The sequence below is a fragment of the Oscillibacter sp. PC13 genome (assembly GCF_900115635.1).
GTDB lineage: Bacteria > Bacillota > Clostridia > Oscillospirales > Oscillospiraceae > Oscillibacter.
In genome coordinates this window covers 43,773-62,554 of the sequence record NZ_FOXE01000014.1, presented here as the reverse complement: position 1 = coordinate 62,554, position 18,782 = coordinate 43,773, and the positions used below count along the sequence as shown (strand labels likewise).

Below are 18,782 nucleotides of genomic sequence, written 5' to 3'. Positions count from 1 at the left end.
CTATGGCGTCCAAAAAACCCTCCGGCTTGGGCCGGGGTCTCGGAGCCCTGCTGGGTGACGATGTATTGAAAACAGAAACCACGGGCAGCCTGTATCTGCCGATTTCCCAGGTGGAGAGCTGCTCCTCCCAGCCCCGCAAATCCTTTGACGAGGCATCCCTTGCCGAACTGGCCGACTCCATCCGGGAGCACGGCATTATTCAGCCTTTGACAGTTCGAAAGCTCTCCTCCGGCTATTATCAGATTATTGCCGGCGAACGCCGCTGGCGGGCGGCCCGGATTGCCGGGCTGCAGGAAGTCCCCGTCATTGTAATGGAGGCGGATGACCGCAAGGCGGCTGAGCTGGCCATGATTGAAAACCTTCAGCGGGAGGATTTGAATCCCATGGAGGAAGCCGCCGGATACCAATCCTTAATTGACAACTACCATATGACCCAGGAGGAAGCCGCCTCCCGGGTGGGCAAGTCCCGCAGTGCCGTGGCCAATGCGCTGCGGCTGCTGGGTTTGACGCCCGCTGTCCGCAAGCTGGTTGAGGCGGGAACCCTCTCTGCCGGGCATGCCCGCGCCCTGCTTCCTCTCTCCCCCAATCTGCAGGAGAGCGCAGCTGGAGCCGTTGTCTCAGGCGGTCTCTCAGTCCGGCAAACGGAGGCTCTGGCAAAGAAGCTGGCCGCTGATCAGAAAGAGCCCAAAAAGCCAGCGGCCAAAGGAGTGGATTATGCCGCGGAGGCACAAAAGGAGTTGTCCTCAAAGCTGGGCCGCGGTGTCAAAATTGTTTCCGGCCGCAAAAAGGGCCGCATTGAACTGGAGTATTATGGTCTCGACGACTTGAATGATCTGTTGGAGGCCCTGTCCCTTCTGCAGAGCAAATAAAAATTTAAGCCATGATCCGAAAGGGTTTTCTTATGAAATTGGAAAAACGCAGCAGCGGCGAGACGGAGGAAGCGCCTGTTCAGGAGCCTGCCTCCCGGAAAAAGCCCGTCGTTGTCTATATTATGATTCTCTTCATCGCCGCCTTTTTGTTGATGGCCCTGTCCTTCTTCATGCACCAGCGCAGCAATACCCAAGCACTTGGCGAGCTGCAGCATTCTGTTTCCGCCCTGCAGGAAGTTCAGGCCACTCAGGATAAAAACATTCAGCTTCAGGAGGAACTTGCCGCGGTCAACGACGAACTGGAAGCATTGAAAGGGCAGCTGACCCAAGCCCAAAATGATACGTTGGACGCCCAACAGGGAACGGATGCCATGGTGGCGCTGTACACGCTGCAGCAGCAATATGCCGCTGCTGATTACGACGCCTGCCGCATTACGCTCCAAAGTATGGAGGATCAAAATTTGGTAGGACAGCTTCCTACATCAGCAGATGCCGGCGTCACCGCACCTTCTCTGCGGTACCAGCAGCTGAAGGAGGCGGTTCTCAACCAACCCGCAGACTAAGGGAAACTGTTTCACGTGAAACATCGTCGCCGCAAGCTCCACATCCCTTGTTTCCGCCTGCGGCAAAAACGCGCTCGTTCCGCTGCGGCTCCTCTTTCCCGAAAATCTTCGGATTTTTCGGGACCCCTGATAAATGCAAGCTCCACATCCCTTGTTTCTGCCTGCGGCAAAAACGCGCTTGCTTGCTGTTCCTTCTCATCCCCCACGCATCTTTTTCCTACGATTACGCAGTCTCTTCTGCTGTGCAGCCTGCGCAGCTCCCCAGTATATAAATAAGGAGATTAAAACACCATGCTGGATATTAAGTTTATCCGGGAAAATCCCGAGGCCGTTAAAGAAAACATTAAAAAAAAATTTCAGGATTTCAAACTTCCTCTGGTGGACGAGGTCATCGATCTGGACACCAAGCGCCGGGCTGCCATTGCCGAAGCCGACCAGCTCCGCTCCAACCGCAACAGCCTTTCCAAACAGATTGGCATGCTGATGGGACAGGCAAAAAAGGATCCTTCCAAGCTGGCGGAAGCGGAAGCCGTCAAGCAGCAGGTCAAGAAACAGGCGGATCGCCTGGCCGAGCTGGAGCAGCAGGAGACCGTGCTGGAGGAGGAGCTCCGCAAGCGGATGCTGGTGATTCCCCAGATGATTGACGATTCCGTGCCTCTGGGCCCGGATGACTCCTGCAACGTCGAGGTCCAGCGTTTTGGCGAGGCCAGAGCCGCGGAATTTGAAATTCCCTATCACACCGAAATTATGGAGTCCTTCAACGGCATCGATTTGGACGCCGCCGGACGGGTTTCGGGATCCGGCTTTTACTATCTGCTGGGCGACATCGCCCGGCTCCACGAGGCCGTGCTGGCCTATGGCCGGGACTTTATGATTGACAAGGGCTTTACCTACTGCATTCCTCCCTTCATGATTCACGGCAATGTGGTGGAGGGCGTCATGAGCCAGACGGATATGGACGGCATGATGTACAAGATCGAGGGCGAGGACCTCTATCTGATCGGCACCAGCGAGCACTCCATGATCGGCCGGTTCATCGATCAGGTTCTCCCGGTGGAGAGCCTGCCCCAGACCCTGACCTCCTACTCCCCCTGCTTCCGCAAGGAGAAGGGCGCCCACGGTATCGAGGAGCGCGGCATCTACCGCATTCACCAGTTTGAAAAGCAGGAGATGATTGTGGTCTGCAAGCCTGAGGAATCCAAGGACTGGTACGAGCGGCTGTGGCGGCTGTCTGTAGAGCTGTTCCGCAGTATGGATATCCCCGTCCGGCAGCTGGAGTGCTGCTCCGGTGATTTGGCCGATTTGAAGTGCAAGTCCTGCGACATCGAGGCCTGGTCTCCCCGCCAGCAGAAATTCTTTGAGGTCTGCTCCTGCTCCAACCTGGGCGACGCCCAGGCCCGCCGCCTGCGCATCCGCTACAAGGACGAAAACGGCAAGATGCAGCTGTGCCACACACTGAACAACACCTGCGTGGCGCCACCCCGGATGCTCATTGCCTTCCTGGAGAACAATCTCCAGGCCGACGGCACCGTGCGGATTCCCGAGGTGCTCCGCCCCTACATGGGCGGAAAGGACAAGCTGGTACCCAAGCAGTAAATTCCCCGAATCTTGTCTGGATGGTGCCGTACTGTCCAAATCCCGCATATTTTCCAAATACTGGAACCGAATGGGGCGGATAGAAGCTGCCTTACCCCACCCTTTCTTCATTTGGACAGCTTTTATCGTCTCCATTCCGGTCTGCCTCTGGAACACCTTGGGGCGCAGTGGATTCAGCCATGCCGTTGAAAACGGCGGCAGGCCCGTCGGCAGATCTGGGCGAAAAACGCTTTTCTTTTCTCAAGCACGGAAGTTGTCCTGAAAAAATTTTGCAGGCCCTACGGCAAGGGTACCTGCTGAACCGGAGGTATCGTTTATGAAACGAGTGGTTCCCCTGTTCCTGTCGGTGCTGCTGCTCTTCCTCCTCTGCCTCCCCGCTGCAGCCGCGGAGCTGGATCTGCCCGCAGTCCGGACGTATACCGGCTTTTCCGATGTGCCCAAGGGTGCCTGGTATGAGTCAGCGTTGAAGCTGTGCTATGAAACCGGTGTGCTGAACGGCACCACGGACACCACCTTTTCTCCCCAGGAGCCCCTGACCGTGGCCCAGCTGGAGGTGCTGACCGCCCGGTTCCACTGGAGGCTGCAGGGCAACGAGGGGGATCCCCCCACCGCTCCGGCGGGTACGGGCCAGGTGACCATCACGCGATCCAATGGCACCGCCTATGACGCCGCGGGCTTTGCCCGCGTAGATGACAGCGGGCTGAAGGACAAGACGCTGCCCAAGGGCGACTATATCCTCACCATCGGCGGCAACTATGCCGACGAAGGCTATCCCTATATGACCATTCAGGTGGACAACGTCAAAAGTTTCCGGGCGGATTTAGACAAACGAAACAGCTATGATCCCCTGTTTTATATGTTCCGCTACCACATCAGCGAGGCGGAGTATGGGCAATACGATCCCATGGTCCGCATCAACACCTACGCCCAGAGCGACGGCGCCAGTGTGGACGCTTGGTACTGGGGTGCGGATCAGTATCTCCGGAGCCTGGAGGGCGCCATGGACTCAGCGCTGCCGACCTGCCTGGTGGACAAAGCTACCCGTTATGACGCGGCGGCGGTCATGTCCCTGATCGCCCCGGAAAACATGCTCCCCGCCCTCCGCCAGGACGCCCCACCGGACACCGACCGCTCCGACGTGCTGCGGCTCTATCAGGCGGGCGTGATCACCGGCACCGACGAAGCGGGCACCTTTCACGGCGAAAATCCCCTGACCCGTGCGCAGTTTGCCGTGCTGCTGGCCCGGCTGATCCAACCGGAGCTCCGGATTTCTCCCGAAAACTAATAGCATTTTGTATTTTTCACTCAACAAAATACAGGAGGTATTCAAAGTATGACAAAAGATACTGGCTTTTTTGCAGAGTTTAAGCAGTTTATCGCACGCGGAAATGTGATGGACATGGCCGTTGGCGTGATTATCGGCGGCGCTTTCGGTAAAATTTCCACTTCTTTGGTGAACGACATCATCATGCCCCTGGTCTCCATGCTCACAGGCGGCGTGGACTTCAGCCAGTGGAAGTGGGTTTTGAAGGAAGCGGTACTTAATGCCGCCGGAGAGGTGGAGACCGCGGCTGTGTCCGTGAACTTCGGCACCTTCCTGGCTACCATTTTGGATTTTATTATCATTGCCTTTGCGGTGTTCTGCATGATCAAGACCATCAACCGGATGCATCGGAAAAAGGAAGAGGCCCCCGCGGCGCCTCCCGCACCACCTGAGCCCTCCAAGGAAGAGATCCTGCTGACCGAGATCCGGGATCTGCTGAAGGAACAGCACTGATGGAACAGCTCCTGCGCAGCGGTCTTTCTACCCTGGGCCTGCCTGCCGACGGTGTTCCTGCCCTGCTCCGGTATGCAGATCTGCTGGTGGAGAAGAACAAAGTAATGAACCTGACCGCCATTACGGATCCGGCGGACATTGCTGCCCTCCACTTTTTGGACAGCGCCGCACTGCTGAAAGCGGCGGATTTCCGGAACAAAACCGTGGCAGATGTAGGCACCGGCGCTGGCTTTCCGGGCCTGCCCCTCCGGATTGTAGAGCCCACCATCCGCCTGACACTGTTGGACTCCCTCAACAAGCGGATCGACTTTCTCAAAGAGGTCTGCGCCGACTTGGAACTCAGTGACGTGACCTGTGTGCATGGCCGGGCTGAAGAATTTGCCGCAGGACACCGGGGCAGTTTTGACATCGTCACCTCCCGGGCCGTAGCAAACCTGCAGATGCTCTCGGAGCTGTGCCTGCCGCTGGTAAAGCCTGGCGGATACTTCCTGGCCATGAAGTCCGTGGACTCCGATGAGGAGATTGCAGCCGCCAAAAACGCGGTGAAACTTCTGGGCGGAGCCGTGGAGGAAACCCGGGATTACGCCATACCGGGGACAAGTGTCCGCCACCGCTTGGTTTTTGTGAAAAAAATAAAGGAAACTCCCAAAAAATATCCCAGAGCATTTGCAAAAATCAAAAAGAATCCGTTATAATAGATGCATCCATTTTCACGCCCGCACATTTCAAATTTACGAGGAACAGGAGGTCCGCCCATGGCGTCTCAGGGACAATGCATTGCCGTCGTATCCGGAAAGGGCGGCACCGGAAAGACCTCCTTTACGGCGGGCGTTGGATCTGCTCTGGCCCTGAGCGGGCGGAGCGTCCTTTGTTTGGACTGTGATATCGGCCTGCGGAATCTGGATCTGGCGCTGGGCCTTTCCGATCGGGCCCTGATGGACTTTTCAGATGTGGCCCAGGGCCGCTGTGATTTGGATTCCGCCGTGGTGGAACACGCCAAGATTCCAGGACTGTATTTGTTGACGGCCCCTGCCCGAATCCGGGGCCGCCCGGTCAGCGAAACCCAGATGGCGGATCTGCTCTGCGAGGTCCGCAAGCGATTTGACTACTGCCTGCTGGATGCTCCGGCGGGTCTGGGTACGGGCTTCCTGCTGGCCACCTGCCGCGCAGATCGCTGCGTGGTGGTCACCACGGCGGATGCCTCCTCCCTGCGGGACGCCCAGCACACGGTGATGGAGCTGAGCCGCTTTCCCGCCGGCAGGCTTCACCTGGTGGTGAACCGGGTGCGGAAGAAGATGCTCCGCAACATGCACGCTACCATTGACGACGCCATTGACAAGGCAGGCCTGCCCCTGCTGGGCGTGGTTCCGGAGGATGACGCCCTGCCCCTGTGCCTGAACCGTGGTGTGCCGCTTCTGCTGGCGGACGGACAGATGGCCGCTGCAGCCTATCGAAATATTGCCAAACGCATTCAGGGCGGCAAAGCCTCCCTGCTGCGGATCAAATAGAAGAAAGGAGCTGTATTACTTGAACATTGCGCTCATGTCTCACGACAATAAAAAGGATCTGATGGTACAGTTTTGTACTGCCTATGCCGGGATCCTCTCCCAACACCATATCTATGCCACCAACACCACCGGACACATGGTGGCAGATGCCACGGGTCTGAAGGTCCACTGCTTTTTGTCCTATGCCCATGGAGGCAGCCAGCAGATCGGCGCCCGCATTGCCTACAATGAATTCGACCTGGTTCTGTTCTTCAACGATCCCAGCAGTGAAAACATGGCCGGCGACATCTCCTATATCTCCCGTCTGTGCGACCAGAACAACATCCCCTTTGCCAGCAACATCGCCACGGCGGAAATGCTGGTGCTGGGTCTGGCCAGGGGCGATTTGGACTGGCGCTGCATTGTGAATCCCTCCACCCGCCCCATCGCCTGACGTCCTTCAAAAAAAGTTTATACGGATTTTGCGTGAAATCACGCATACCGCGCGGATGCCGCAGCAGTATTCCGTCAACCGGCTTTACAGAGAGGGGCGCACCCGCTGAGAGCGTTCCGGCAGGCATGGAAGAAGGACAGCGGCGGAGCGGGGGCGGAAACGCCCACGGCTCCCTCCCCGTACCAGGAGGCCAAAGGGGGCAGTCTGTCCCGAATTTGGGTGGCACCACGAAGCAGATTTGCTCTCGTCCCAAAATCTTGGGACGAGAGCATTCTTTTTCAGATGACGCCGCGCTTTTTCCCGGAGCCCCCTGTTTATCCGGAGCCCGCTTTGATTGAATCAAACCGGGCAGGCACGTCCCTTTCAGCACGCTTTCCGGCACTGCGCCTTCCCTGCGGCGGTGCACGCCGGCAGTCCAAATTTCAAAAAGGAGCTTTGCACCATGGCTAAAATGACACCCCGTACCCTCTCCGGTTTTATGGAGCTACTGCCCCCTGCCCAGCAGCAGATGGAGCGCATGATGGAAATTCTGCGCAAGACATACGCCCTGTATGGCTTCACCCCCCTGGACACCCCGGTCATTGAATCCAGCGACGTGCTGCTGGCCAAGGGCGGTGGTGAAACGGAAAAGCAGATCTACCGCTTCCAGAAGGGCGATGCGGATCTTTCCCTCCGGTTTGATCTGACCGTGCCGCTGGCCAAGTATGTGGCCCTGCACTATAACGACCTGACCTTCCCCTTCCGCCGCTATCAAATCGGTAAGGTTTACCGGGGAGAGCGGGCTCAGCGGGGCCGCTTCCGGGAATTCTACCAGGCGGACATCGACATCATCGGAGACGGCAAGCTGTCCATTACCAACGAGGCGGAGATCCCCGCCATCATCTACAAGACCTTTTCCGCCCTGGGCCTCCGGCGGTTCCAAATCCGGGTAAATAACCGGAAGATTCTCAACGGCTTTTATGAAATGCTGGGACTGAGCGAGCAGTCCGGCGATGTGATGCGCACGGTAGATAAGCTGGACAAAATCGGCCCGGAAAAGGTAAAGGCCATTTTGGTGGAGGACTTTGCCATCCCCGGGGAAAAGGCAGACGAAATCCTGAAATTCATCGCCATCTCCGGCGGCAACGATGCGGTGCTCTCCGCACTGGAGAGCTATCGGATCCGGAACGAGCGCTTTGATCAGGGCCTGGACGAGCTGAAGACCGTGGTGAAATACCTCTCTGCCTTCGGCGTGCCCGCTGAAAACTTTGCCGTGGATCTCACCATCGCCCGGGGCCTAGACTATTACACCGGCACCGTGTACGAAACCACCCTGCTGGACCACCCGGAGATTGGCTCCGTCTGCTCCGGCGGCCGGTATGACAACCTGGCGGAGTATTATACCGACCGCCAGCTCCCCGGCGTGGGTATTTCCATCGGCCTGACCCGCCTGTTTTATGTCCTGGGAGAACAGGGCATGCTGAATCCCGACCTGTCCACCGCCCCCGCCGACGTCCTGATTCTGCCCATGACCGACGATCTCTCCGCCGCGATTGCCTTTGCCACACAGCTGCGGGAAAACGGCATCCGCGCCCAAATCCACGGGGAGGAGAAAAAGTTCAAGCAGAAGATCAGCTACGCGGATAAACTGGCCATCCCCTATGTCATCTTCCTGGGGGAGGACGAAATCAACGCCGGCGTGGTGGCCTGCAAGGATATGGCCACCGGCGAGCAGACCAAGCTGGAGCCCGCCGCCACTGTCTACCGCATCAAGGCGGGCCTTGCGGAAAAGGAGCGGGGCAGCGTCATTCTGGAAAAATAAGCGGCGCCTGCCGCCATCGGGAGGGAGTACCATGCATCTTGGAAGCAGGCTGCGGCGCATCCTGGCCCTGGTGGCGCTGGCCGTCCTGCTGGGCGGCATGCTTTGGTATACCCGCCCAGTGGATCTCTACACCATAGCGCCGGATTTGGAACCGCAATATCTTGACCTGATGCTGATGCGCCACACAGGAGACGCCGCCGATCTCCCCGTCCGTTACCTGGATCTGACCGCGGAGGACGGCGCGGCGTATGACACCGTTCTCACCCAACTGGAATCCCTGCGCTTTCGCCGGCTGCCTCTGGGATCCCTGCTTTCCTTTCTCCGGGATCTGCAGAGCCGCACCATCCACCCAGGGGATTTCGAGAGCTGGATCGGTCTCAGCGATGGAACGGACAGCCTGGGTCTGAACTGCCGCGTGGGCTGGTGGGAGCTGGTCACCTATCCGGACAGCGGCCCCAGCTTCCAGGCAGTCCTTTTATGCGGCGGCGGGGAGGTGGGAACGGACTTCCATGAATTTTTGTGGGACATTGCCTCAGAAAGCGAATTCAATTCGTAAATTGTCGCCTGAATAATACACTTTGTATTGAATTTGGAGGTGTGACATGCAGAAAAAAGGTGTTCTTTCGCTGCTTTTCGCACTGGTGCTGGCCATATCCATCCTTCCGGTCTCCGCAGCGGCTGCCACCAGCCAGACCGCTCCGGTGGGAGAGCGATGGCTGATTCCCAAGGTCCGGGACTACGCCGCTTTCACCGACACGGCGGGCACCATTGCAGAGCAGGCTGCCGCCACCTGCTGTCAGGCGGGGCTGATGGACGGCGTGGACGGGAAACACTTTCTGCCCTCCGCGGGGCTGACCCATGCCCAGATCATCGTGGTCTCCGCCCGGCTCCACCGCCTGCTCTCCGGCGGCAGCCTCACCTATTTTGAGCCCATCTCCCTCACCGGCACCCTCTGGTGGACGCCCTACGATGGGTATCTGACAGAGCAGATTCCCGCCCTGGCGGACACGGAGTGGTACCCCGCCATGAAGGAGACTGTCACCGCCAGCTGCACGCGGGAGATCTTCTTCCGGCTGCTGGCCGCCGTGCTGGACGATACCGGCACCACTCTGCCGGAGATCAACGACGTGGACGCCGTACCGGATTGCTGCGACCAGACGCTGATGCAGTTCTACCGCTTGGGCGTGTTGGGGGGCAAGGACGCCTACGGCACGCTGGAGGGCAGCGCCTGGCTGACCCGAGGGGCGGCCGCCGCCATGCTGGCCCGACTCATTGACCCCACTCAGCGGCTGACGCTGGATCTGGAGCCGCTGGAGCTCTGTCAGCAGCTGCTGGGGGTCGATCCGGACACCGTGCTGATGACCCTGGACGGTCAGGACGTCACTGCCGGGGAATTTATGCCCACGCTGGTGTCCACCGTGTCGGGATACAACCATGAACATTTCGGCTCCATGATTCTGGAGCAAAGCGGCCGCACCTCAGTGGACGCTGCGGTGGAGGAGCTGCAAATGCTGGTTTTATGCGAAACGCTGGCGGAAGAGCTGGGTCTGGACGTGCCGCCCTCCGACACGCTGTATTTTGCAGGCTATCAGGGCCTCACTGCGCAGGGGCAGGCCTGGCAGGCACACCACAGCCGCCTGCGCGCCGCTGTCGTAAACCAGCTGGGGGCAGAGTCCTTTCCCATGGATCGGCTGCCCACGGTAACCTATGCCGCTGTTTGGGACACCCTGCCCTTCTCCGATTTTTCCTGGCGGCTCTATGACATCCCCGTCTGGGGCGGACATTTTTAAAATATGGATGCAAAACAGAAGAGAGGATTTGATTGATGATGAAACACACACGCCCTCTGACCCTGCTGCTGACGCTGATCCTTACCCTGTCTCTGACCGCCCCCGCAGCTGCCTACAACAGCGGCTGCCTGGTTCCCCAGAAGAAGACCTACTCCACCGCCTTTGCAGATACAAAGGGTGCCTGGTGTGAGGCCGCGGTAAAGACCGTCTACGAGGCGGGCCTTATGGACGGCAAGTCCGCCTCTGCCTTTGACCCAAGCGGTTCTTTGACCTATGCGCAGATTCTGGTGATCACCGCCCGGCTCCATGCGCTGCTCCACGGCGGCGACGGCGTATTGCCCGCCGCTGCGGCGGGTCAGGCCTGGTACCAGCCCGCCGTGGACTATCTCACCGCTCAGGTGACCCAGGACACGGAGGCCGCCTACTATCTGCAGTCCATGCTGGAAGACGGCGACTATCTCGCCTTCATGGCTGCAGAGCCCTGCGACCGGTATGACTTCGTATGGTGTTTGGCGGCCGTGCTGCCGGAGAGCGCCCTGACCCCCATCAACGCCATCACCCAGCTACCGGACACCGGAGATACGGACATTCTGCGGTTTTATAACGCCGGAATCCTCACCGGCAGCGATCAGTACGGCACCTTCAGCGGCTTTGATTTCCTGAACCGTGGTCAGGCCGCCGCCATGCTGGCCCGGATTGTGGATCCCGCCCAGCGGGTGAAGTTCACGCCGGAGGTGCTGGTGATGTCCCAGGCCGTTCTGGGCCTGGCGCCGGAGACGCCCATGCTGACCGTGGGGGACTTTACCGTGAATGCGGAGCTGTACACCTACGCCCTTACCAGCAGCATCGGCAACATGGAAATGGATCACTATTTCTCCTACTACGACGAATACCCCGACTATTTTGAGGCCTATTTGGCGGATGAGGCCTTCGAGGGCTTGTTTGCCGAGTATCTTCTGGAAAAATACGGCATTGACGTGGAGGCTTCCATTGACTGGAACACCCCGGACAAGGGCGGCATGAGCCCAGCCCAGAAGGTCCGGGAGGACACGCTGGCCTCCCTCAAGCAGTTTGCGGAGCTGTTCAACCACCAGGCCGCCTATCCCCTCACCGCCGCCCAGAGGGCGGAGCTCCAGGAGTCGCTGCCCTATTGGCAGGAGTACGGCTATTCCGCCGCCCTGGCGGAGCAGGAGCTCACCTCCCTCTATCTGCTGGAAAACCTCACCGCCAAGCACACCATGTCCGCCTCGGATCTGAACCGGTACCTGACGGAGCAGGGCTATGTGTACGGCCTGTATGTGGTGCTCTACCGGGGAGACTACCGCTCCTATGAATACAGCGACGACGCTGCCGCCAAGGCGGCAGCGGAGAAGGCCCGCCAGCAGATTTCCGCCCACCTGGACGATACGGAATATATCGAGTACCTCATTTGGAAATACAGCGAGGACTACAGCTCCTCTCCGGATCTGATTCCCTTGGAGGGCTTTTCCGAGGCGAATCAAGCTGCTCTGAAAAATCTGCGGGTGGGTCAGGTCTCCCAGGTGCTGACAGAGGAGGACCGCTATGCGGTGGTGCTGAAGCTGGACCCTTCGGACAACACCTATGTCAGTGAACTGGCGGCCTCCATTCCCGCCATGGCCCAGCTGACGGAATGGGCGGAAAGCAGCAAGGTGACCACTGCGGCAGCCTATGATGCGGTGGATGTGGCTTCCGCCGCCGCGGCCTATGACGCCCTGATGGGCTGAGTTCAGGCGGCACACCCTATTGTCAATTTCTCATTTTCATATACAGAAAGGAACCTTCAACCATGATGCAGAATCGTACCCATACCTGCGGAGAGCTGCGCCTTGCCGACGCCGGCAAGCAGGTGAAAATCGTCGGCTGGCTGGAAAACGTCCGGGAGGTGGGCAGCGAGCTGGCCTTTGCCGTTGTCCGGGACTTTTACGGCACCACTCAGGTGGTGGCGGAGACGCCGGAGATGGTCAAGCAGCTCCATGCCATCACCAAGGAATCCACCATCTCTGTGGAGGGCACCGTCCGGGAGCGGGCCAGCAAGACCAGCAAAATGGCCACCGGCGAGATTGAGGTGGTCCCCGCCAAGGTGGAAATTCTGGGCCGCTGCCGCTATAATGAGCTGCCCTTCCCCATTCTCCGCAGCCGGGAGGCCGACGAGCTGACCAGGCTCAAGTACCGCTATCTGGATCTGCGGAATCCGGAGGTCAAGAAGAACATTGTCCTGCGGTGCAATGTGGTGGCCGCCCTGCGCCAGTCCATGACGGAGCACGGCTTCCTGGAGATTACCACGCCCATTCTGACCGCCTCCTCCCCCGAGGGCGCCCGGGATTACCTGGTACCCGCCCGGAACCATCCCGGCAAGTTTTACGCCCTGCCCCAGGCGCCCCAGCAGTTCAAGCAGCTGCTAATGACCTCCGGCTTTGACCGCTATTTCCAGATCGCGCCCTGCTTCCGGGATGAGGATGCCCGGGCGGACCGCTCCCCCGGCGAGTTCTACCAGCTGGACATGGAGATGGCCTTTGCCTCCCAGGAGGACGTGTTCGCCGTGCTGGAGGACGTGCTGCCCCCCATCTTCGCGAAATACGGCACCTACAATCGCGCCTCCGGCGCCCCCTTCACCCGCATCCCCTACCGGGAGGCCATGGAGAAATACGGCTCCGACAAGCCCGACCTGCGGATTGATCTGACCGTGCAGGATGCCACCAAGGCGCTGGGCGGCTGCGGCTTCGGCCCCTTCGAGGGGAACGTGGTGAAGGCCGTGGTGGTCTCTGACTTCAAGGAGACCCGCAAGTTTATCGACAAGACTCTGGCCGACGTGGAGGTGGTCTCCGGCGGCAAGCCCTATTGGTTCCGCCTGGATGAAAACGGCGAGATCGTGGGCGGCATTGCCAAGTTTGTCAGCCCCATCAAGGACGCCGTGGTGTCCGCCCTGGGTCTGAAGCCGGGCGATTTTGTGGCGCTGTCCGCCGGCAAGCTGAGCCAGGCCCAGAAAACCGCAGGCGTGCTGGTAAAGACCCTGGGGGCCGCCGTCCCCGGCCACATGGACCGGGAGCAGTACAGCTTCTGCTGGATTGTGGATTTCCCCATGTACGAAATCGGCGAGGAGTCCGGTGAGCTGGAGTTCTGCCACAATCCCTTCTCCATGCCCTCCGGCGGCCTGGAGGTGCTGCTGAAGGCAGAAGCGGGTGAGCTGGACCCACTCTCCATCACCGCAGACCAGTACGACCTGGTGTGCAACGGCGTGGAGCTCTCCTCCGGCGCGGTCCGGAACCACGACCCGGAGATTATGATCAAGGCCTTCGAACTGGTACGTCTCGGCGAGGAAGATGTAAAGGCCAAATTCCCCGCCATGTACAACGCGTTCTGCTATGGTGCGCCCCCCCATGCGGGCATCGCTCCCGGCGTGGACCGGATGGTCATGCTGCTGGCGGGCGAGGATTCCATCCGGGAAATCATTCCCTTCCCCATGAATAAAAACGCTCAGGACGTGATGATGGACGCCCCCGGCGAAGTCACACAAAAGCAGTTGGACGAGCTGCACATCGCCCTGGTCAAGCCGGAGGCTTAACCGTCTGTTTCGAAAAGGGCGCCGCTCCTCTTTTAAAAAATGCGCCGTGGGAAATCCCACGGCGCATTTTGCAGTTTATCAGGGAACCCGGAACCGGCATCCGTCGAGATGGGGCAAAAGGGCTGCGGTGCTTTTTAAAAAGCACCGCAGCCCCAATGGGATTCCGTATTCCCTTAAGGAATTTTATCCAGAATAGCTTCCCGAAGATGAACCGGCGACAGCTGGTAGCGGCGAAAGGTTTCGGCCAGCCGTCCGGCAAGCCTTCGGTCTGTGGTCACATCATGAACCCATTCTATCCATTCCCAGCCTTGAACCGTTTTTTTGCTGGCCCGAATTCCATATGTAACATACCAACCCAGCTCCGGCCTGTACTGAACCTCCTGAACGGCCTGATAGTTCCAGAAAATATCCATTAAATCCCCCCCCCTGCTCTGCCCCATCGAGCGCAGCTTTTAGATAGGAGGTGATTTTTCCAACCATATTGATGCTCGGATTTGCCTTGCCATGCTCAATCAAACGCAAATAGGACTGACTGATAAACAGATCATTCGCTACCTTTTCCTGCGTATAGCCGCATTGCTTGCGCATCTCCTTGATCTGGAACCCCACTCTTTCGCTTTCGGTCATGACTATCCCTCCCTAAAAATTATACGGGATAATTTACCTCTCGCTCCAGTCAATATATTGGCGGTTTATGGGGTTTTTATTGTTTTTTAATGGAATTTTATTGGTTTATTGAGAAGAAATAAATCTCCCGGCAAGCTTATCTGTTTTCTTCGTCGCAATATTCCTCTTTCAGCAATTCCTCAATGCTGATTTTCATACCCTTTGAGACTTTTTCCATCGTATCAATGGATGCCGCGGCATCCCCACGCTCAAGCTTTCCCCAATATCTGGGGCTCAAATCACAGATCTCGGCGGCGGTTTCCTGTGTCCATCTGCGCTTTTCCCGCTGATACTTTATATTTCTGGCAAATCTTTCTCTCAGCACCATTGTTCCCTCCGATAGAAATTATCCTACCGGAATTATCACTTTTGGTACAGGAATGATGATTCCTTCTTTCATCATTTTGTTGCTTAACATATATTTTTTTTCTGTTTTACAGCTGGTTTTTATTTCAAATATACACTCTCATGGTTTCGTTGTCTGCATCCATTCAGGCCAGCTCCTTTCCAAAAAGAAAGCCGCTGCAAAAGCAGTGGCCCTCTTTTCAACATGTCTGAATCCCCATCAAAACCAGCGAGCTGCCCGTACGGCTGAATGCCGCAGGCGGTTGCCAGCCCGGGAATCCATCCTATTTGTGATATGCAGAATACCAAATAGATTCATTCATTTCCACCTAAACCGGTAACAAAAATATGTTGGCCCCTTCCAAACCACCCTGCTCTCTTTTCTTTTTCTCTTCGATATGATAGACTGATGACAATCCATCCGTCCGTTTTTTCATGAGGTGCTTATGAAACACGTCTTCACTGCGCTGCTTTCTCTCTGCTTCCTGCTGTCCCTGGCCGCCTGCAGCGGAACGCGCCCGTCCTCCCCACCGGAATCTCCTTCTGCTGAAAACGGGGCACTGGCGGATTCCGCCCTTCCGGAAGAAGCCGATCCGGAACCGCTGGACCCAAACGCGATTCCGTCCGGCATTCAAAAATTTTTGGATGTCATGACTTTGGAGGAAAAGGCGGGCCAGCTGTTCTTTGTCCGCTGTCCGGCGGAAAACGCCGTCTCGGATGTGGAGACCTATCATCTGGGCGGCTACCTGCTCTTCGGCCGGGATTTTCAGGACAAAACCGCCAATGACGTCATTCAAACTGTGGCTGCCTATCAGAATGCCGCCGCCATCCCCCTGCTCATCGGCGTGGACGAGGAGGGCGGTACCGTGGTGCGGGTCAGTTCCAATCCGAACCTCCGCTCCTCTAAATTCAAGTCGCCCCAAAAAATCCTTGCGGTGGGCGGCCTGGACGCCCTCCGGCAGGACACCCGGGAAAAGGACCGGCTGCTGGATGCGCTGGGCATCAATGTGAACTTTTCTCCAGTGTGTGATGTGTCCACCAATCCCGAAGACTTCATTTATGCCCGCTCCTTCGGCCAGGATGCCGCCGCCACAGCGGAAGATGTCTCCGCAATGGTCACACAAATGTCCGCTGACAACATGGGCAGCGTTTTAAAGCACTTCCCTGGCTATGGAAACAACGCCGACACCCATACCGGCATCGCCGTGGACAGCCGCCCCCTGGAGACCTTTCAATCCTCGGATTTCCTTCCCTTTTACAGCTTTGCAGCGGGAGGTGGCAAGACCGCCGTGCTGGTGTCCCACAACATCGTCCAGTGTATGGATGCGAACCTGCCCGCCTCCCTATCTCCTGCCGTCCACGACGTTCTGCGTCAGGAGCTGGGCTTTGACGGCGTGGTGATGACCGACGATTTGGCCATGGAGGCTGTGGCGGCCTATTCGAAAGACGGCGCGGTGGCGGTGATGGCCCTGCAGGCCGGGAACGACATGGTGGTCACCACCGACTACCGCACCCAGATTCCAGGTGTCATCGCCGCGGTGGAGAGCGGTACGCTGGAGGAGGAGACCATTGACCGGGCCTGCGCAAGGGTGCTGCAGTGGAAGGCGGCCCTGGGCCTGCTGGTCACAGAATCGGACGCATCATGATAGGGAAGGCCCCGTTCTGCCGGATCCGCGAAACCTCGGGACAGTTTTTCCGTCTTTTTCCACAGAAGCTGAAAAGGAGGGGTTCCCCATGAAACGCATGCTGCGCATATGGTCTCTGGTCTGTCTCGCAATTGCGGTCCTGACCGTCTCTGCCTTGGCTGACTCGGGTCCCAAGCCTCAGCTGGTGGTGCGGGTGGAAAACGCCCCGGAGGAGGCGTACTATCTGGATCTTTTGGCCGAGGGCGCTTACAAGGGCTACACTTACGGCATCGGTGCTTCGGCTTACAGCGGCCTGGACTGGGGCTACTCGGAAGAGGAGCTGGCCGCGCTGGACCAGCCGCTGCTGGACGCGCTCCGGACCGCCGTGCCGGAGGGCTGGCATGCCTGCACCGCCGAGGGCACGGACGGCGCCCCCATGTGGGGGCAGCTCTACGCCGAATCCGCCGACGCCGCCGGAAACCCGCTCCACACCTTTGGCTATGTGGGCGTGCCGGACACCTACCGCATTTTGATGGTCACCCAGTCCGGGGAGGTTTTTTGCTCCGATGTCTGCACCCGTCTGGCCCTTCAGTCCTCCGCCACTGTGGACTGGGCCGCCAAAACCGTGACCATTCCTCCCGCCTGGGTGGGATACGCCCTGCAATTTCTCTCCACCCTGCTTCCCACACTGGCCGTGGAATGTCTGCTGCTGCCGCTGTTCGGCTTTTCCTGGAAGCGGAACTGGAAGCCCTTTTTGCTGGTGAATCTTGTGACACAGGGGGCACTGTCCCTGTATTTCAGCATCCATGCCGTACAGGGCGGCGTGAGCTTCTGGTACTTCTTTCTCCTTCTCCCCGCGGAGATTTTGATTGCCCTGGCAGAGGGCGGCCTGTACACCCGGCTGCTCACCGGGCGCTCCCGCCTTCGCGCCTTTGCCTACGGCGTCACCGCCAACACCGCCTCCGCCCTGCTGGGTCTTTTACTGATGGAGCCCGTGTGGCGGTTTGTCGTCTCCATCTCCTGACCAATTTTGAACCGAAAGGAAGATCTCCCCATGGAAACGGAAAAGCTCTATTACGAGGACCCCTATCTCCAGGAATTCACCGCCCGGGTTCTCTCCTGTGAACCGGTCAAGGCCGGATACGCCGTTACCCTGGACCGCACCGCCTTCTACCCAGAGGGCGGCGGCCAACCTGCGGACCACGGCACCCTGGGTGGCGCCGCGGTGCTGGACGTCCATGAAAAAGATGGCGTGGTTTTCCACATTTGTGAGAACTCTGTGGAAATTGGGGAGGTTTCCGGTGCCATTGACTGGGCCCGCCGGTTTGACCACATGCAGCAGCACTCCGGCGAGCACATTCTCTCCGGCATTCTCTGCCGGGACCATCACTGCGACAACGTGGGCTTCCACCTGGGAGCTGACACGGTGACCATCGACTACAATACGGACATCTCCTGGGAGCAGGCGCTGGCCGCGGAGCAGAAGGCCAACGCCGTCATCTGGACGGACGCGCCTGTGGAAATCACCTATCCCTCCCGGGAGGAACTGGCCGCCCTTGCCTACCGCAGCAAAAAGGAGCTGACGGGGCAGGTGCGCATTGTCACCTTCCCGGAGGCGGACTGCTGCGCCTGCTGCGGCACCCACATCCGCCGGGCAGGGCAGGTGGGATTGATCAAGGTGCTCTCCGTCCAGAAGTTCCGGGAGGGCGTCCGGATGGAAATTCTCTGCGGCGGCAGGGCCCTGCGGTATCTGGGGCAGACCTATGACCAGGCCCGCGCCATCGGCCGGCAGCTCAGCGTGAAGCCTCAGGATACGCTTTTTGCAGTGGAGCGGATGGCAGCGGAGCTGGCCGCCGTCAAGCAGCGGGAAGCCCAGCTGGAGGAGCAGGTGTTTTTCCACATTGCGGAGGAATCTGCGGAAAAAGGTGACGTGCTGCTGTTCCAGTCCCCTATGCGGCCAGACGGTGTTCGGAAGCTGGCGGATACGGTTGCCCGCCGCTGCGGCGGACTGGCCGCGGTGTTCGCCGGGGAGGAACCCGCCTATGCCTATGCCCTGGTACAGTCGGGCGGCGCCGACATCTCCCCCCTGGTAAAGTCCCTGAACGCTGCGCTCCATGGCCGGGGCGGCGGACGGAATGGCTTTGCCCAGGGCAGCGTCCAGGCCCGGCGGGAGGAGATTGCGTCCTTCTTCCGCACGCGGCAAAGCAAATAACCACGTTTTTTGCA

18 protein-coding genes are annotated in these 18,782 nt (G+C 58.8%); 16 read left to right on the top strand and 2 right to left on the bottom strand.

Features of this window, described 5'->3' with window-relative positions; all coding sequences use genetic code 11:
* Positions 1–2 precede the first annotated feature (2 nt).
* The 13 genes from BMZ81_RS09610 to aspS all read left to right on the top strand — a co-directional run bounded on the left by BMZ81_RS09610 (position 3) and on the right by aspS (position 13,920).
* A complete protein-coding gene (locus BMZ81_RS09610; protein WP_091131415.1) occupies positions 3–869 on the top strand; it encodes a ParB/RepB/Spo0J family partition protein in 867 nt (288 codons plus the stop codon).
* 32 nt (positions 870–901) lie between these two features.
* Positions 902–1,432: a hypothetical protein gene (locus BMZ81_RS09605; protein ID WP_143072763.1), complete on the top strand. Its 531-nt coding sequence runs from the start codon at positions 902–904 to the stop codon at positions 1,430–1,432.
* Between the two features lie 291 nt (positions 1,433–1,723).
* The gene (gene serS / locus BMZ81_RS09600) at positions 1,724–3,028 is read left to right on the top strand and encodes a serine--tRNA ligase (RefSeq protein ID WP_091131410.1); all 1,305 of its coding nucleotides are present in this window, start codon (positions 1,724–1,726) and stop codon (positions 3,026–3,028) included.
* Positions 3,029–3,344: 316 nt separating this feature from the next.
* On the top strand, positions 3,345–4,313 hold the full coding sequence (locus tag BMZ81_RS09595; RefSeq protein WP_091131407.1) for an S-layer homology domain-containing protein: 969 nt from the start codon (positions 3,345–3,347) through the stop codon (positions 4,311–4,313).
* A 48-nt stretch (positions 4,314–4,361) separates the two neighbouring features.
* Positions 4,362–4,805: a large-conductance mechanosensitive channel protein MscL gene (gene mscL, locus BMZ81_RS09590; protein WP_091131406.1), complete on the top strand. Its 444-nt coding sequence runs from the start codon at positions 4,362–4,364 to the stop codon at positions 4,803–4,805.
* Positions 4,805–5,500, top strand: coding sequence for a 16S rRNA (guanine(527)-N(7))-methyltransferase RsmG (gene rsmG, locus BMZ81_RS09585; protein ID WP_091131403.1), 696 nt, complete (start codon positions 4,805–4,807; stop codon positions 5,498–5,500). The genes mscL and rsmG overlap by 1 nt, the downstream gene beginning before the upstream one ends.
* A gap of 60 nt (positions 5,501–5,560) precedes the next feature.
* Positions 5,561–6,313: a nucleotide-binding protein gene (locus BMZ81_RS09580; RefSeq protein WP_091131402.1), complete on the top strand. Its 753-nt coding sequence runs from the start codon at positions 5,561–5,563 to the stop codon at positions 6,311–6,313.
* A 19-nt stretch (positions 6,314–6,332) separates the two neighbouring features.
* Complete coding sequence (locus tag BMZ81_RS09575; RefSeq protein WP_091131399.1) at positions 6,333–6,746, top strand: methylglyoxal synthase; 414 nt, start codon at positions 6,333–6,335, stop codon at positions 6,744–6,746.
* Between the two features lie 442 nt (positions 6,747–7,188).
* On the top strand, positions 7,189–8,547 hold the full coding sequence (gene hisS, locus BMZ81_RS09570) for a histidine--tRNA ligase (protein ID WP_091131463.1): 1,359 nt from the start codon (positions 7,189–7,191) through the stop codon (positions 8,545–8,547).
* 31 nt (positions 8,548–8,578) lie between these two features.
* Complete coding sequence (locus tag BMZ81_RS09565; RefSeq protein WP_091131396.1) at positions 8,579–9,103, top strand: hypothetical protein; 525 nt, start codon at positions 8,579–8,581, stop codon at positions 9,101–9,103.
* 46 nt (positions 9,104–9,149) lie between these two features.
* A complete protein-coding gene (locus BMZ81_RS09560) occupies positions 9,150–10,337 on the top strand; it encodes an S-layer homology domain-containing protein (RefSeq protein ID WP_091131394.1) in 1,188 nt (395 codons plus the stop codon).
* 35 nt (positions 10,338–10,372) lie between these two features.
* Positions 10,373–12,082, top strand: coding sequence for an S-layer homology domain-containing protein (locus BMZ81_RS09555; protein WP_091131392.1), 1,710 nt, complete (start codon positions 10,373–10,375; stop codon positions 12,080–12,082).
* A gap of 62 nt (positions 12,083–12,144) precedes the next feature.
* Positions 12,145–13,920 carry an aspartate--tRNA ligase gene (aspS, locus tag BMZ81_RS09550; RefSeq protein WP_091131389.1) on the top strand — a complete coding sequence of 592 codons (1,776 nt, stop codon included), beginning with the start codon at positions 12,145–12,147 and terminating at the stop codon, positions 13,918–13,920.
* Between the two features lie 279 nt (positions 13,921–14,199).
* Here aspS and BMZ81_RS09545 read toward each other — a convergent pair whose 3' ends face one another.
* Both BMZ81_RS09545 and BMZ81_RS09540 read right to left on the bottom strand, forming a co-directional pair.
* Positions 14,200–14,547: a helix-turn-helix domain-containing protein gene (locus tag BMZ81_RS09545; RefSeq protein WP_091131386.1), complete on the bottom strand. Its 348-nt coding sequence runs from the start codon at positions 14,545–14,547 to the stop codon at positions 14,200–14,202.
* Between the two features lie 136 nt (positions 14,548–14,683).
* Complete coding sequence (locus BMZ81_RS09540; RefSeq protein ID WP_091131384.1) at positions 14,684–14,914, bottom strand: helix-turn-helix domain-containing protein; 231 nt, start codon at positions 14,912–14,914, stop codon at positions 14,684–14,686.
* Positions 14,915–15,377: 463 nt separating this feature from the next.
* Here BMZ81_RS09540 and BMZ81_RS09535 point away from each other — a divergent pair, with 463 nt between their 5' ends.
* The 3 genes from BMZ81_RS09535 to BMZ81_RS09525 all read left to right on the top strand — a co-directional run bounded on the left by BMZ81_RS09535 (position 15,378) and on the right by BMZ81_RS09525 (position 18,768).
* Positions 15,378–16,577: a glycoside hydrolase family 3 N-terminal domain-containing protein gene (locus BMZ81_RS09535; RefSeq protein WP_091131382.1), complete on the top strand. Its 1,200-nt coding sequence runs from the start codon at positions 15,378–15,380 to the stop codon at positions 16,575–16,577.
* Between the two features lie 88 nt (positions 16,578–16,665).
* Positions 16,666–17,580, top strand: a complete 915-nt coding sequence (locus BMZ81_RS09530) for a hypothetical protein (protein WP_091131380.1) — start codon at positions 16,666–16,668, stop codon at positions 17,578–17,580.
* 30 nt (positions 17,581–17,610) lie between these two features.
* On the top strand, positions 17,611–18,768 hold the full coding sequence (locus BMZ81_RS09525) for an alanyl-tRNA editing protein (protein ID WP_091131377.1): 1,158 nt from the start codon (positions 17,611–17,613) through the stop codon (positions 18,766–18,768).
* The last annotated feature ends 14 nt before the right edge of the window (positions 18,769–18,782 follow it).